The sequence below is a fragment of the Ferribacterium limneticum genome (genome assembly GCF_020510585.1).
Taxonomy (GTDB): Bacteria; Pseudomonadota; Gammaproteobacteria; order Burkholderiales; family Rhodocyclaceae; genus Azonexus.
The window spans coordinates 3,191,690-3,207,141 of the sequence record NZ_CP075190.1 but is presented as its reverse complement, the minus strand read 5'-3'; the positions used below and the strand labels follow the sequence as shown (position 1 = coordinate 3,207,141).

Genomic DNA, 15,452 nt, shown 5'->3' with positions numbered 1-15,452 from the left:
CTTTGTTTGGCTTCGCTGAAATCTCATCTTCAAGGAACAAAAAATGAGCATGAATCGTCGGGAATTTCTTCAGGTCATGGCCGTCGCGGCGGCCGGTGGCATGTCATTGCACAGTGAATTGGCGCAGGCCGAAAAGGGTGCTGCCAAGCTGTATGACTTGCCCAAATTCGGCAACGTCAGCCTGCTGCACATCACCGACTGTCATGCCCAGTTACTGCCCATCTACTTCCGCGAGCCAAACGTCAATCTCGGCTTTGGTGACCAGTTCGGCAAGGTGCCGCACCTCGTTGGCGCCAACCTGCTCAAACACTTCGGTTTCAAGCCGAACAGCCTGGAAGCGCACGCCTACACCTATCTGAATTTCGAAAAAGCCGCAGAGACCTACGGCAAGGTCGGCGGCTTTGCCCACCTGGCGACGCTGGTCAAGCGCATGAAAGCCAATCGCCCCGGCGCCCTGCTGCTTGACGGTGGCGACACCTGGCAGGGTTCCGGCACGGCGCTGTGGACCAACGCCCAGGACATGGTCGACGCCTGCAAGGCGCTCGGCGTCAATGTCATGACCCTGCATTGGGAATCGACCTACGGCGAAGCCCGGGTCAAGGAAATCGAGGAAAAGGATTTCGCCGGCCAGATCGACATCGTTGCCCAGAACGTCAAGACCACCGACTTCGGCGATGCTGTCTTCAAGCCCTTCGTCATGAAGAAGATGAACGGCGTGCCGGTTGCCATCATCGGCCAGGCCTTCCCCTACACGCCGATCGCCAATCCGCGCTGGCAGACGCCGAACTGGAGCTTCGGCATCCAGGAAGACAATATGCAGAAGACCGTCGACGAAGCCCGCGCCGCTGGCGCGCAGGTCGTCGTCGTGCTCTCGCACAACGGCATGGACGTCGACCTCAAGATGGCCTCGCGCGTCAAAGGCATCGACGCCATCCTTGGCGGCCACACTCATGACGGCATGCCGGCGCCGGTCGTCGTCAAGAATGCCGGTGGCCAGACGCTGGTCACCAATGCCGGTTCCAACGGCAAATACCTCGGCGTGCTCGATTTCGACGTCAAGAACGGCAAGATCGCCGATTTCCGCTACAAGCTGCTGCCGGTCTTCGCCAACCTGCTGCCGGCTGACAAGGACATGCAGGCGCTGATCGACAAGGCCCGCGCCCCGTACCTCTCCAAGCTCAACGAAAAGCTGGCGGTCAGCGAGGGCCTGCTCTACCGCCGTGGCAACTTCAGCGGCACTTTCGACCAGGTCATCCTCGACGCGCTGATGAAGGTCAAGGACGCCGAAATCGCCTTCTCGCCTGGCTTCCGCTGGGGCACCTCGTTGCTGCCCGGGCAGCCGATCCTGATGGAACACGTGCTCGACCAGACGGCGATCACCTATCCATGGACGACGGTGACCAACATGAGCGGCGAGATGATCAAGACCGTGCTCGAAGACGTCTGCGACAACCTGTTCAATCCTGACCCGTACTACCAGCAGGGCGGCGACATGGTGCGCGTCGGCGGGCTGCAATGGACCTGCGATCCGACCGCCAAGATGGGCAACCGTATCCAGAACATGATGCTCAAGGGCAAGCTCATCGATCCGGCCAAAACCTACAAGGTGGCCGGTTGGGCTCCGGTGTCGGAAGAGGCCAAGAACGCTGGCGAACCGATCTGGGATGTCGTGGCCAAGTATCTGCGCGACATCAAGACCGTCAAACCGGTCAATCTCAACCTGCCGACGCTCAAGGCGGTGGCCAACAATCCGGGGATCGCGTGATGAAACTCCTGCCGAAACTATTTGCTGTCGCCGCGCTGGCCCTGGCCACGCAAACCTTCGCCGCCGACTGGGCGCCGGGTAGCACCGACTGGGACAAGCTGCCCGATGTCAAGAAGTCCAAGGTCGGCCTCTACCTGACGCCGCAGCAGGCTTACGACATGAAGAAGGCCAACCCGAAAGGCGTCGCCTTCTTCGATGTCCGGACTCGGGCCGAGGCGATGTACGTCGGCTGGCCGAGCGATGCCGATGCGCTTGTCCCCTACGTCGAGCATCCCGAGTTGATGAGCGACTGGGACGACAAGCGCCACATGTACAAGCTCGAGCCGAACCAGGACTTTGTGCCGGAACTGGAGCGTCGCCTGAAGGAAATGGGGCTGGGCAAGGACGCCACGATAATCCTCGTCTGCCGTTCCGGCGACCGCAGCTCGAAGGCCCAGGATCGCCTGCAAATGGCCGGTTACACCAAGGTCTACGGCATCGCTGAAGGGGTCGAGGGCGATACCGCCAAGGATGGTCCGAAAGCCGGGCAGCGCGTGGTCAATGGCTGGAAGAACGCCGGCCTGCCGTGGACCTACAAGCTGGACAAGGCGAAGATGTACTTTCCGCGCTGATCGTCAATCGACATTCGGAGAAATCCTCGCTGCGGCGGGGATTTTTTTCGTCTGGCGGCAGGGAAGTTTTCAATTTTTGCCGTTTTTTCCGGTTGACCGTGGAATCGGGCAGCGGGCTGAAAAGCGGCACTCTCACCCGTTTTGGCTGGCCAGCCAGGCGATAATCGAGGCTTCCGGGGCGCCGTAGGGGTAATCGTCCACCGGCTCGATGCCCGCTTCGCGCAGCCGGGTGCCGGGGCCGCCGCCGATGCGGGCAACGAACAGGGCCCGGCAGTCGGCGAGGGCACGCAGGATGACTTCGCGTTTGTCCTCGTCACCATGGCCGCCCTGGCAGTAATGCTCGACCTGGCGCTTTTCGAGGAAGGCCACCGTGCCGTTGCGCACGGCGTAGATGGCAAAGTCGTCGGCGTGGCCGAAGTGCAGGTCGATCTGCTGGCCGGTCTTGGTGGCCACGGCGATCAGGCAATCGGGGGAGAGGGGGGCGGTTGTCATCGTTGTACCCTGTTCAAAGTTCGTGGTCGGTGCCGGAGCGCAAGGCGCTCGCGACGGCCATGGCACGCTGTTCGTGCCGCGTGGTGGCCTCGTCCTCGTCGGTTTCGGGAAGCGCCAGGCAGGCGGCCAGCGCTTGCTTGAGCAGCGCGGCTTTCGGATAAGTCGGCGTGGTGTTGCCGGGGTAGGCAAAATAGTCGCAGGCGCAGACCGTCAGCAGATCCTCGAAGCGCGCCGGATCGGCAAAGGCAGCGACGCGTTCGAGCAGCGCGGTCATCGAGCCGGCGCGCATGCGGGTCGCGCGATGCACGCGCTCCAGTTCCATGGCGACCAGGATGGCGAAGTCCTCAAGCTCGGCGGCGATGCCGAAACGGGCGCAGACGTTGCGGATGCGCGGCAGGCAGCGGTCGATGTGGCGGTAGTGCGAAGGCAGATGCTGCGGCGGCGAATCGGCTTTGCCGAGATTGCAGAGCAGCGCGGCCAGCCGGACGCGCAGCGGCGCGTTGCCTGCTGCGGCGATGTCGAGTACCCGACCCTGGTGGCGCCCGATATCGACCGGCTCGCCATCGAAGCCGGTCTGGAAGCGGCCAAACAGCGCGGTGAATTCGGGCAGCAGGCGTTCCAGTGCGCCACAGGCGGTCAGCGCCGCCAGCATGCGCGAGGGCTGGGCGCCCATCAGGCCTTCGGCCAGCAATGGCCAGACGAGTCGCGCATCGAGCTCGGCCAGGGCGCCGCTGGCGACCTGCGCGGCCATGTCGTCGAGCGTGTCATCGCCAAGTTCGCCGCCGACCATGGTCGCCCCGGCCGCCACGGCGAACAGGGACAGTCGTGGGTCGAGCGACAGCGAATCGAGCAAGGCTTGTGAGTTTTCTGACATCTTCGGCACAAATCGGGTGGGTATCTGCGCTCAGAGCGAGAAACGTTCCAGACGGCCGTTGCCGGGATTCCGGTCGGCCGGGGCGGGCCGCCAACTGTTGAAGAAGGATTACGGCGAGGTTGCCGGCGTGCTGCCGGCACACTCCGTTGTCGACTGTTTGGCCGGTCGGTCGATGAGGCGGTCGGCCACTCCGGCGCCGATCCACATGCCGATCAGCGAAATCCACGCCGTCAGGGCAAAAATCGCTGCGCCCGAAACGCCGGCACCGACGGCGCACCCGCCGGCCAGCATGCCGCCGAAACCCATGCAGATGGCGCCGGCCATGTAGCGCCGCATGCTGTGGCCGTCCTTGAAGCCTTCGAGCTTCAATTCCTTGCCCCAGAGGGCGGCGAGGAAGGAGCCGAGGACAACGCCGGGGACCAGACCGATGTTGAAATCCCATGGCTGGCCGGGCGGGGAGAGGACCAGCATGAGCATGTCGGCCGACGGGCCGGTGAAGCTCAGGCTTTGTACGGGGATAATTTCGAAGGATTGGGTGCCAACCTGATAGGTGACCAGCCAGGCCAGCGCGACCATCAGGCCGACGCCGCTGCCGCCCAGCCATTCGCGCCGGGCGAGGTGGGCACGGCGGGCGAAGTGGATCGCTGCGGCGAGCCAGGCGAGACCAAAGAGCAGGCCGCCGAGATTACCGAGGTGGAGGAAGGCAAGCAGGTCGCGGGCGGTGCCGCCGTCGATGGTCAGCCAGCCGGAAATCGAGGTGCGTAGGGGCGAGAGCAGGCCGTTCAGCGAGGCCTGGGCGGCGACGGCGAAAATCAGCCCGGCGAGCAGAGCGCGCAGGTTGCCGTTGGCGGCCAGTACCAGCATGCGCGACGAGCAGCCGCGGGCGAGGATCATGCCGACGCCGAAAAGCAGACCGCCGACCAGTGCGCCGGACAGGCTGCCTTTGGCGGCCAGTTGGCGGGCCTGCGAGACATTGAGCCAGCCCTGGGTGATGAAAAACTGGGTGGCGATGACGGCAGCGGAAAAGGCGAAAAGCCAGACGGCGAGCTTGCTGCAACCGTCACGGTTCCAGAATTCGACAACGGCGGAACGCAGGCAGAAACGCGAGCGCTGGGCAAAAATGCCAAAAAAGATGCCAATGGTCAGGCCGGCCAGCGTGACGGCGGTCTTCTCGCCCAGGGTTTCGATCAGGCTGGTCAATTCCATTTTTGGCCTAAATTTCCGGTTGACCGTAACAATGCAAAACTGGCCTCAGAACAGCTCGATATCGCCGTTGCTGCTGTTCTTGGCGTGCAGTCCGGCACTGTTGGCCTTCATCGCATCGCCCTGGACGTGCGAGTTGACCAGCAATCCGACCAGTTTCTGGCTGCGCGAGCGGAAGCGTTGCAGGCCGTCGGTTTCGTTGTCGTGCTGCAGGGCCAGGAAGGCGTGCATGTACTCGCCGACGTTGGTCGTCCGCTGGCTGATGCGCGACATCATCTGCGTCACGATGTCCTCGAACTGCATGGCCATGACGCCTTCCTGCGTCATTTCATGCATCTGTTCGGTGATGGCGGTAATGTGGTCGGAATGTTCGCGCGCCTTGCCGGTCAGTTCCATCAACTCGCCGCCCAGTTCCTGCAGCGCGGCGCGCGATTTGTCGGCAATGCTCATGTCGATGTGGGTCGCTGCGGCGACCCTTCCGCCAACGTCCTGCAGCGAATTCATGATGTCGGTCAGCGACTTGCGGATATCGACATTGAATTCGCCGGTGCGTGCTGCCAGATTGCGCACTTCGTCGGCCACCACGGCAAAGCCGCGGCCGGCTTCGCCAGCCCTTGCGGCTTCGATGGCAGCATTGAGCGCCAGCAGGTCGGTCTGTTTGGTAATGCCGGCAATGTCGTTGAGCGAGCCGGTAATGCGCGAAACACGTTCCTGCATTTCGTCAAAGCTGGTGGCAATGCCTTTGCTGGTTTCTTGCAGATGGGACATCTTGCCGATGAATTCGGCGATCAGCGTATTCGTTTCGTCGAAGAAGCGTTGCAGGCTGACCTGCTCCCGGGCCATGGTGTTGTTGCCGGTCATGTTCAGCATCTGGTCGATCAGCGAGCGCAGGATCTGGCGCTGGTCGGAGGATTGCGATTCGAGTCCGGTCAGGCTGCCGGAAAGCTTGCTGACTGAAGTCCGGATGATTTCCTGGGCTTCCCGCATGTCGTTCTCGAGCGAGGTGAATTGCATTTCAGCATGGGCCATCGCTTCGTCGGAGAGCACCTGGTATTCCGACATGACGTTCTTGAGTTCGGTAACGTAGGACAGTTGCTTGTCCTTCCAGCGCCGCCGTTCGCCATAGGAAAAAAGGATGGTTCCGGCCAGCAGTACCGCCAGTGCCAGCAGGAAGTGCGGCGAAACCGGGCCGACAGCCAGCGACCACAGCCAGAGTCCAAGGCAGGCTGCCGCCGCCAGCCAGATCAACAGATCATCAATACGCTTCATTCACCGCTTCCGGGGAAGATATAGCCCGTTATTGTAAGGCCGCACCAGCACGGCCGTTACAAAAATGTGACCGGATGCACTGGTGCCGGTGATGCCGGTTTACCCCATCGCCTTGAGGTGCTGGATGATCTCGCCAGCCATCGGTTGCGCATCGCCATAAAGCATCCGGCAGTTGTCGGTGTAGAACAGCGCGTTCTCGACCCCGGAGTAACCGGTACCCTTGCCGCGCTTGATGACGATGACGTTCTGCGCCATGTCGGCATTCAAAATCGGCATGCCGTAAATCGGGCTGGCCTTGTCGGTCCGGGCACTCGGATTGACCACATCGTTGGCCCCGATGATCAGCGCCACATCAGCCTGACCGAACTCGCCGTTGATTTCCTCAAGGTCAAAGATCTTGTCGTACGGCACCCCGGCCTCGGCCAGCAGGACGTTCATGTGCCCCGGCATCCGTCCGGCCACCGGGTGGATGGCGAACTTTACCTCGACCCCGGCCTCTTCGAGGATCGAGGTCATTTCCCAGACCTTGTGCTGGGCATGGGCGACGGCCATGCCGTAACCCGGCACGATGATGACCTTGGAGGCGTAGCGCATCATCGCCGCCGCATCGAGACCGGAGAGTTCCTTCATGCTGCCGCTGATCGCTTCGCCCGGACCGCTGGCCACCATCGGTGTGAACAGGATATTGGAGATCGGCCGGTTCATGGCCTTGGCCATGAGCTGGGTGAGCAAGGTGCCGGCTGCCCCGACGACGATACCGGCGATGATCAGCGCCGGGTTACCGAGCACATAGCCTTCGAAGCCAACGGCCAGACCGGTGAATGCATTGAACAGCGAAATCACCACCGGCATGTCAGCGCCGCCGATGGGCAGGGTGACGATCAGGCCGAGGACCAGCGCCACGGCGAAGAAGGCGAAGATCAGCTCGGGCTGGGCCGGGGCCATGGCGACCATGGCGCCACCGAGGCCAATGGCGATCAGGGCGAGAATGACATTGACTGCATTCTGGGCTGGCAGGCGATGGGCTTTCTTGAGCACACCCTGCAGCTTGGCCCAGGCGACGCAGGAGCCGGTGAAAGACACCGCGCCGATCAGCGCACCAATAACAGCCAGCACCGTCGTCGCCAGACTATGGGCGTCGCCCTTGGCGAATTCGATGGCGGCGATGGCGGCGGCGGCACCGCCGCCCATGCCGTTGTAGATGGCGACCATCTGCGGCATGTCGGTCATTTTGACCTTCTTGCCGGAAATCCAGGCGGCCGAGCCACCGAGGGCCAGGGCTAGAGCCATGAGGGCGAGGTTCTGCAGGCCGGGGATGAGGAAGGTGGCAGCAATGGCGACGAGCATGCCGTAGCCGGCGATGATGATGCCCTTGCGAGCACTGGCCGGCGAGCTCATGCCCTTGAGGCCGAAGATGAACAATGCAGCGCCGAGGAACCAGGCGCCTTGAACGTAAACAGGCAGCGTCATGATCAGCCTTCCTTCTTCTTGAACATGGCGAGCATGCGTTCGGTCACGACATAACCGCCGGCCGCATTGGCCGCACCGAGGGCGACGGCAAAGAAGCCGATGGCTTGCTGGACGGGGGTGTCAGCCGTGCCGAGCATGAGCATGGCGCCGACCACCACGACCCCGTGGATGAAGTTGGAGCCGGACATCAGCGGCGTGTGCAGGATGACCGGCACCTTGGCGATGATCTCGTAGCCGGTGAAGGCGGCGAGCATGAAGATGTAGAGCGCGAGCAAACCGTCCATTACGCTTCTCCCATGACTTGTTTGACCACGCTATGAACGGTGACGCCGTCCCTGCAGAGCAGCGTGCCGGCGACGACGTCGTCGCTCCAGTCGAAATTGAGTTCGCCGTCCTTGATCCACGGCGAAATGAAGTTGTAGAGATTTTTGGCGTAGAGCTCGGAGGCGTGGGTCGGCATGCGTGAGGGCAGGTTCAGTGGGCCATGGATGTTCACGTCGTTGGCGATGACGTGTTCGCCGGGCTGGGTCAGGGCACAGTTGCCGCCGGATTCGGCCGCCATGTCGACGATGATGGCGCCGTATTTCATGCGGGCGATCATGTCGGTGGTGATGATGATCGGGGCCTTCTTGCCGGGGATGGCGGCGGTAGTGATGACCACATCCGACATGGCGACAGCTTTGGCCAGTTTCTCGGTTTGCTGGGCCTTCTCTTCGGCGGTGAGGTCACGGGCGTAGCCGCCGCTGCCGTCGGCGGAGACGCCGGTGTCGACGAACTTGGCGCCGAGCGATTCGATTTGCTCGCGGGCGGCGGAACGGACGTCGTAGGCTTCGACCATGGCGCCGAGGCGCTTGCAGGTGGCGATGGCTTGCAGGCCGGCGACGCCGGCCCCGATGACGAGCACCCGCGCCGGCCGGATGGTGCCGGCGGCGGTGGTCAGCATCGGGAAGAATTTGGTGCACCGGGCGGCAGCGATCAGGCCGCACTGGTAGCCGGCGCAGGCGCCTTGCGACGAGAGCGCATCCATGCTCTGGGCGCGCGAGATGCGCGGCAGCAGCTCAAGGGAGAAGGCGGTGATCTTCTTGGCATTCAAGGCGGCAAGGCGGGCCTTGTCTTCGAAGGGCTTGAGGAGGCCGATGAGGACCGAGCCTTCGGGCAAAGCGGCAATCTCTTCCGGGCTCGGCGGCGTGACGCGGAGGATGAGTTGAGCCGGACCGTAGGCTTCGGCAATGCCGTCGACTAGCGTGACATCCGCATAGTCAGAGTCGAGAAAGTGACTTTCGGTGCCGGCGCTTTGCTCCATGCAAAGCTTGGCGCCGAGGGCGGCAAATTTCTTGGCAGTCTCGGGAACGAGGGCGACCCGGCTTTCGCCGGGGGCGCGCTCGCTGACGACCGATATAGTTATTGGCATGCTGCTCTCTCTATTTGTGGGAAAATATCCCGCTTATTGTAGTGTTGAAGGATTTTTTTGTCAGTCGCTTAGTGACGTGGCGTTGCAAAAACGAAGTTCCTGCGGGTATGGGAAAAAATCTTCAACATGCCCATCCCGAATTTTCTGTTGTGAATCTTGCCAGAATTTTGGCGATAGCAGATCGGCATGATATTTGTTGAATATTTTGCGCAGGGTTGGCGAGGCGAGCAGGAAAGTGCTGAACTCCTCGGGGAAGATATCGTTCCTGGCTACCGCGTACCAGACCTCGCCCGACATCTCGGTTTCGAAGTCGGGGGCCGGCGGAATCTTGCGGAAATTGCAGTCGGTCATGTATTCGATTTCGTCGTAGTCGTAGAACACCACTCGGCCGAAGCGGGTAACGCCGAAATTCTTCCACAGCATGTCACCCGGGAATACATTGGCCTGGGCCATTTCGCGGATGGCGCTGCCGTATTCCCGGATGGCGTGTTCGAGGCCTTCGATGTTGTTGGCGCGCTCCATGCGGTCGAGGTGGATGTTGAGCGGTTCCATCCGGCGTTCGATATAGAGATGCTTGATGATGAGCTGATCGCCATCGACTTCGAAACAGGACGGCGCCAGCGTTTGCAACTCGGCCAGGACTTCGTCGTTGAAACGCTTGAGCGGGAACAGCACATTGGAGAACTCCAGCGTATCGGCCATGCGACCGACGCGGTCGACCTGCTTGACCATCATGAACTTGCGCTTGACCGTGGCCCGATCCATGTTTTTCGACGGGCCAAAGACATCCTTGATGATCTTGAAGACGTAGGGATAGGACGGCAGCGTGAAGACCAGCATGACCATGCCGCGAATGCCGGGGGCCATGATGAACTGGTCTTCCGAATGGTGCAGGTGATAGATGAAGTCGCGGAAAAACATGGTTTTGCCCTGCTTGCCGAGGCCGAGCATGATGTAGAGCTCGGAGCGCGGCTTGGCAGGCAGGATGGAGCGCAGGAACTGGACGTAGCCGGACGGAACTTCCATGTCGACCATGAAGTAGGCGCGCGATAGTGAAAAGAGCAGGCCGATCCGCCAGGCATCGAGCAGGATGGTGTCGATGAAGAGCTGGCCTTTTTCGTCGTGCAGCACGGGGATGGCGAACGGATATTCGTTCGCGCCATTGATTGCCTTGCCGATGATGTAGGCCGCCTTGTTGCGGTAGAAGGCCGAGCCGAGCACCTGGATCTGGAAATTGACTTCGCGTCGGGGCATGCCGTTGAGGTGGCGGCACACTGCATCGTAGACATGGTCAACGTCGCGTTCGAGGTCGGCAAAGGGGCGATGCCAGTTGAAATCGCCGATGATGGCGTGGATGGCGCCGCGCAGGCCGTTTTCTTTGGCGTAGTAGCTGCGGTAGGTCTGGGTATCGTCGCCCTCGATGTTTTCGGTCGAGATGCTCGGTCGGACGAAAATGAAATCGTTGTGGAAATAGTTGCGGTGCAGGATCTTCGTCGTCACCGAATTGAAGAAAGTCTCGGCCAGCTCCGGCTGCTTGTGGTTGAGGAGCAGCCCGATGTAGAGCAGTTTGACCTGCTGCCACGTTGTGTCATCGATGCCCTGGGCATCGAATTCGTTGCGCAGGCGCTCGACGCACTCGTCGACACGGTCATCGTAGAAACGGATGCGTTCACGGACAGCCTTGTGTACGCCGAGCCAGTCGCATTGCTCAAAACGCGACTTGGCTTCGCGGCTGGTCAGGCGAAACAGCGTGTAGTGCTTGTTGAATCCCTGAATCATGGCCAGCGCGATCTGGTGCGCATTGGTGCCATAGAGGCCGACCGAAATCTTCATTGCCAAGTCTCCTGTCCTCCGGAAATTTTAGCATCGCAGATTCACGGAATCCGGGAGTTCGCCATGTGAAATCGCGTTTCACCGTTGACCGAAGTGGCCTCGGCGGAGATACTCGAAAGGTTTATGTTTGTAAGCATGGCGAAAGGGGCGCGGACTATATTCGCCCCCGCGTTATTCAACCCAATTCGAGGAGTCGACATGGCTGCAGGGAAGTCCAAGATCATTTACACACTAACCGACGAGGCGCCGCTGCTGGCTACCTGCGCCTTCCTGCCGATTGTCCGCACTTTTACCTCACCGGCCGGCATCGAAATCGAGAAGGCCGACATCTCCGTGTCGGCCCGCGTTCTGTCCGAATTTTCCGAGTTCCTTTCTGATGACCAGAAAGTGCCGAACACACTGAGCGAGCTGGGCAAGAAGTGCCTGCTGCCGGATACCAATATCATCAAGCTGCCCAACATTTCTGCCTCGGTTGCCCAGCTCAAGGCCTGCGTCAAGGAATTGCAGGAAAAGGGCTACAAGATCCCCGATTACCCGGAAACCGCCAATACCGACGAAGAGAAGGCCCTCAAGGCCCGTTTTGGTAAATGTATTGGTTCCGCCGTCAATCCGGTGCTGCGCGAAGGCAACTCCGACCGCCGCGCGCCGGGCGCCGTCAAGAATTTCGCCAGAAAGCGTCCGCACTCCATGGGCGAATGGAAACAATGGTCGCAGACCCACGTTTCGCACATGGAACACGGCGACTTTTACCACGGCGAAAAGTCGCTGACCCTCGACAAGGCGCGCGACGTGCGCATGGAGCTGATTGCCAAGGGCGGCAAGACTACCGTTTTGAAGCCGAAGCTCTCCCTGCTCGAAGGCGAGATCATCGACTCCATGTTCATGAGCAAGAAGGCGCTCTGCGACTTCTACGAAGCCCAGCTTGAAGATTGCCGCCAGTCCGGCATCCTCTTCTCGCTGCACGTCAAGGCGACGATGATGAAGGTTTCGCACCCCATCGTCTTCGGCCATTGCGTCAAGATCTACTACAAGGAAGCCTTCGAGAAGCACGGCAAGACCTTTGACGAACTCGGCATCAACGTCAATAACGGCATGGTCGACCTGTACGAGAAGATCAAGCAATTGCCGGAATCCAAGCGCGACGAAATCATCCGCGACCTGCACGCCTGTCAGGAACATCGTCCACGTCTGGCCATGGTCGATTCGGCCAAGGGCATTACCAACTTCCATTCGCCGAATGACATCATCGTCGATGCTTCCATGCCGGCCATGATTCGTCAGGGCGGCAAGATGTGGGGTGCCGACGGCAAGCAGTACGACAGCAAGTGCGTCATGCCGGAATCGACCTTTGCCCGGATTTACCAGGAGATGATCAACTTCGTCAAATGGCATGGCAACTTCGATCCGCGGACCATGGGCACGGTCCCCAACGTTGGCCTGATGGCCCAGCAAGCCGAGGAATACGGCTCGCATGACAAGACTTTCGAGATCGCCGAAGACGGTATCGCCAACATCGTCGACATCGATACTGGCGAAGTGCTGCTGACGCAAAACGTCGAAGCCGGCGATATCTGGCGCATGTGCCAGGTCAAGGACGCGCCGATCCGCGACTGGGTCAAGCTCGCCGTCACCCGCGCCCGTCAGTCCGGCATGCCGGCCATCTTCTGGCTGGACGCCTATCGTCCGCACGAAAATGAACTGATCAAGAAGGTCCAGAAGTACCTCAAGGATTACGACACCACCGGTCTCGACATCCAGATCATGTCGCAGGTCCGTGCCATGCGCTTCACGCTCGAACGCGTCGCCCGCGGCCTCGACACCATCTCGGTGACCGGCAACATCCTGCGCGACTACCTGACCGACCTCTTCCCGATCATGGAACTGGGCACCTCGGCCAAGATGCTATCCATCGTCCCGCTGATGAACGGCGGCGGCATGTACGAAACCGGTGCCGGCGGCTCGGCCCCGAAGCATGTCCAGCAGCTGACGCAGGAAAACCACCTGCGTTGGGATTCGCTCGGCGAATTCCTGGCCCTGGCCGTGTCGCTCGAAGAGCTCGGCATCAAGGAAGGCAACAAACGCGCCGTCCTGCTCGCCAAGACGCTCGATGCTGCCACCGGCAAGCTGCTCGACAACAACAAGTCGCCGTCGCCGAAGACCGGTGAGCTGGACAACCGCGGTTCGCAGTTCTACCTCGCCATGTACTGGGCGCAGGAAGTGGCGGCCCAGACCGAGGACAAGGAACTGGCTGCCCAGTTCGCCAAGCTGGCCAAGGCGCTGACCGACAACGAAGCGCAGATCGTTGCCGAAATGAAGTCGGTGCAAGGCAAGCCGGTTGATATCGGTGGCTACTATCTGGCCGATGCCGCGAAGACCAAGGCGATCATGCGTCCGAGCCCGACGCTGAATGCTGCGCTGAAGGCAGCGCGCGTTTAAGCAGCGTACGATCTTTCCCGGCGTGTGAGCGCCGGATATAAAAAAGCGAAGGCCATCCGGTCTTCGCTTTTTTTATTTTCAGGCCTTTTTCCCGGTTGACCGTGGAAGTCTCCCCGCTCGCCTGAATGACTGACACCGGCCGACATTTTGCGACATAATTCCCTACGCCGCCCGGCGCCGGAGACATGCGTCGGGCTTTGCCGTTCAACGGCATGCGCGGCTGCGGCCCGTCCGATAAAACTCAAGGAGAGACCATGACTTCTCACATCAAGGTGCCGCAAGGCGGTCAGAAAATCGTTCCGGGGCAGGCGATCCCGAATAATCCGATCATTCCCTTCATCGAAGGCGACGGCATCGGCATCGACATCACGCCGGTCATGATCAAGGTCATCGATGCCGCCGTTGAGAAGGCCTACGGCGGGGCGAAGAAGATTTACTGGATGGAAGTCTTCGCCGGCGAAAAATCGACCCGCCTCTACGGTCCGGACGAGTGGTTCCCGCAGGAAACCTTCGCGGCGCTCAAGGAATATTCGGTTTCCATCAAGGGGCCGATGACAACGCCGGTCGGCGGCGGCATCCGCTCGCTCAACGTCGCCCTGCGCCAGGAACTCGACCTCTACCAGTGCGTCCGCCCGGTACAGTATTTCAAGGGCGTGCCGTCGCCGCTCAAGCACCCGGAACTGACCAACATGGTCATCTTCCGCGAGAACACCGAAGACATCTACGCCGGCGTCGAGTGGGCCGCCGACTCCGAGGCCTGCAAGAAGGTCATCGATTTCCTGCAGAAGGAAATGGGCGTCAAGAAAATCCGTTTCCCCGAATCATCGGGCATCGGCATCAAGCCGATCTCTGTCGAAGGCACCACCCGCCTGGTGCGCGCCGCCTTGAAGTACGTCATCGCCAACGACCGCAAGTCGCTGACCATCGTGCACAAGGGCAACATCATGAAGTTTACCGAAGGCCTGTTCCGTGACATCGCCTACAAGGTGGCGCAGGAAGAATTCGGTGCCCAACTGATCGACGGCGGTCCATGGTGCCATTTCACCAACCCGAACACCGGCCGCGAAGTCACCGTCAAGGATTCCATCGCCGACGCCTTCCTGCAACAGATACTGCTCCGCCCGGCCGAATACGACGTGATCGCCACCACCAACCTCAACGGTGACTACATTTCCGACGCGCTCGCCGCCCAGGTTGGCGGCATCGGCATTGCGCCGGGCGCCAACATCTCCGACCACTACGCCTGCTTCGAAGCGACGCACGGCACGGCGCCGAAGTATGCCGGGCTGGACAAGGTGAATCCCGGTTCGCTCATCCTCTCGGCCGAAATGATGCTGCGCCATCTCGGCTGGGTCGAAGCAGCCAATCTGGTCATCAAGGCCATGGAAGCGGCCATCGGCGACAAGCAGGTGACCTATGATTTCGCCCGCTTGATGGTCGGGGCCGACGAGTTGTCGTGCTCGGTCTTCGGTGATGCGATGATCGCCCGCATGTGATTTTTGCCTGATCGACTTTCTCCGGCGGGAAAACAGCGGCCAGGAGAAAGTCATCCGGCTTTAGCGACCCCGGCCGCCGCCCATTCCACCACCGGGGCCCATGCCGCCGCCAGGGCCCATGCCACGGCCCTGGGCCGGCATCTCATCCGGCAAAGTAACGCCGCGTTCTTTGGCCCGCAGTTTCATTTGCTCATGGTGTTCAAGGCGAACCTGCTCGCGTTCTTGAGCTGTCGTGGCGGCGCGAAGCTTGGCACGATGTTCGATGCGCTCCTGGTTGGTCATGAGCTGGCTGCCGTAGATCGGCGCATCGGCCGCCAATGTGCCGGAAGAAATCAATCCGAAAGCCAAAGCGGACAGGACTATCTTGATGCCATTCGTCTTCATGGTTCTCTCCTCAATTTGCGGCTGCCATCAGCCATAAAACGAGTCCAGATGCTTTCTTGATTCGCTCCAGAAAAGGCGAATCAAGAAAAGCCTCTTCTTTGTTATAGGATACAAAGTTAGCAAGTTCTAATGCTGCGGCAATATGTCGCAGGGGCCGCATTGAAAAAGGGGAGAGCGCCTGATGCGTTCCCCACATCATCCTGAGTGA

General features: G+C 60.9%; 13 protein-coding genes. 4 read left to right on the top strand and 9 right to left on the bottom strand.

Translation table 11 applies throughout. The features are described 5' to 3' along the window. The first annotated feature begins 43 nt into the window (after window positions 1–43). Window positions 44–1,765 carry a thiosulfohydrolase SoxB gene (gene soxB, locus KI613_RS15355; protein WP_226400956.1) on the top strand — a complete coding sequence of 574 codons (1,722 nt, stop codon included), beginning with the start codon at window positions 44–46 and terminating at the stop codon, window positions 1,763–1,765. After that, a complete protein-coding gene (locus KI613_RS15350; RefSeq protein WP_226400955.1) occupies window positions 1,765–2,376 on the top strand; it encodes a rhodanese-like domain-containing protein in 612 nt (203 codons plus the stop codon). Before soxB ends, KI613_RS15350 begins: the two co-directional genes overlap by 1 nt. A gap of 132 nt (window positions 2,377–2,508) precedes the next feature. On the opposite strand, the gene KI613_RS15345 is transcribed toward KI613_RS15350, so the two are convergent. The 8 genes from KI613_RS15345 to aceK all read right to left on the bottom strand — a co-directional run bounded on the left by KI613_RS15345 (window position 2,509) and on the right by aceK (window position 10,928). Next, a complete protein-coding gene (locus KI613_RS15345; protein ID WP_226400954.1) occupies window positions 2,509–2,868 on the bottom strand; it encodes a NifB/NifX family molybdenum-iron cluster-binding protein in 360 nt (119 codons plus the stop codon). Between the two features lie 13 nt (window positions 2,869–2,881). Continuing rightward, entirely contained in the window at window positions 2,882–3,742 is an 861-nt protein-coding gene (locus tag KI613_RS15340; RefSeq protein WP_226400953.1) for a tRNA nucleotidyltransferase, read from the bottom strand. Window positions 3,743–3,850: 108 nt separating this feature from the next. Continuing rightward, window positions 3,851–4,948 carry a YeeE/YedE family protein gene (locus KI613_RS15335; RefSeq protein WP_226400952.1) on the bottom strand — a complete coding sequence of 366 codons (1,098 nt, stop codon included), beginning with the start codon at window positions 4,946–4,948 and terminating at the stop codon, window positions 3,851–3,853. A gap of 45 nt (window positions 4,949–4,993) precedes the next feature. Beyond that, the gene (locus KI613_RS21245; RefSeq protein ID WP_264181439.1) at window positions 4,994–6,214 is read right to left on the bottom strand and encodes a methyl-accepting chemotaxis protein; all 1,221 of its coding nucleotides are present in this window, start codon (window positions 6,212–6,214) and stop codon (window positions 4,994–4,996) included. A 99-nt stretch (window positions 6,215–6,313) separates the two neighbouring features. After that, the gene (locus KI613_RS15325; protein WP_226400951.1) at window positions 6,314–7,684 is read right to left on the bottom strand and encodes an NAD(P)(+) transhydrogenase (Re/Si-specific) subunit beta; all 1,371 of its coding nucleotides are present in this window, start codon (window positions 7,682–7,684) and stop codon (window positions 6,314–6,316) included. A 2-nt stretch (window positions 7,685–7,686) separates the two neighbouring features. Continuing rightward, window positions 7,687–7,968, bottom strand: coding sequence for an NAD(P) transhydrogenase subunit alpha (locus tag KI613_RS15320; protein WP_226400950.1), 282 nt, complete (start codon window positions 7,966–7,968; stop codon window positions 7,687–7,689). After that, the gene (locus KI613_RS15315; RefSeq protein ID WP_226400949.1) at window positions 7,968–9,095 is read right to left on the bottom strand and encodes an NAD(P) transhydrogenase subunit alpha; all 1,128 of its coding nucleotides are present in this window, start codon (window positions 9,093–9,095) and stop codon (window positions 7,968–7,970) included. Before KI613_RS15315 ends, KI613_RS15320 begins: the two co-directional genes overlap by 1 nt. Window positions 9,096–9,155: 60 nt before the next feature. Then, window positions 9,156–10,928: a bifunctional isocitrate dehydrogenase kinase/phosphatase gene (gene aceK / locus KI613_RS15310; protein WP_226400948.1), complete on the bottom strand. Its 1,773-nt coding sequence runs from the start codon at window positions 10,926–10,928 to the stop codon at window positions 9,156–9,158. A 198-nt stretch (window positions 10,929–11,126) separates the two neighbouring features. On the opposite strand from aceK, the gene KI613_RS15305 reads away from it, so the two are divergent. Together KI613_RS15305 and icd are read left to right on the top strand one after the other, a co-directional pair. Next, window positions 11,127–13,364, top strand: a complete 2,238-nt coding sequence (locus KI613_RS15305; RefSeq protein WP_226400947.1) for an NADP-dependent isocitrate dehydrogenase — start codon at window positions 11,127–11,129, stop codon at window positions 13,362–13,364. A gap of 254 nt (window positions 13,365–13,618) precedes the next feature. Continuing rightward, the gene (icd, locus tag KI613_RS15300) at window positions 13,619–14,860 is read left to right on the top strand and encodes an NADP-dependent isocitrate dehydrogenase (protein WP_226400946.1); all 1,242 of its coding nucleotides are present in this window, start codon (window positions 13,619–13,621) and stop codon (window positions 14,858–14,860) included. Window positions 14,861–14,920: 60 nt separating this feature from the next. On the opposite strand, the gene KI613_RS15295 is transcribed toward icd, so the two are convergent. Further along, window positions 14,921–15,244, bottom strand: coding sequence for a hypothetical protein (locus KI613_RS15295; RefSeq protein ID WP_226400944.1), 324 nt, complete (start codon window positions 15,242–15,244; stop codon window positions 14,921–14,923). Window positions 15,245–15,452 lie beyond the last annotated feature (208 nt).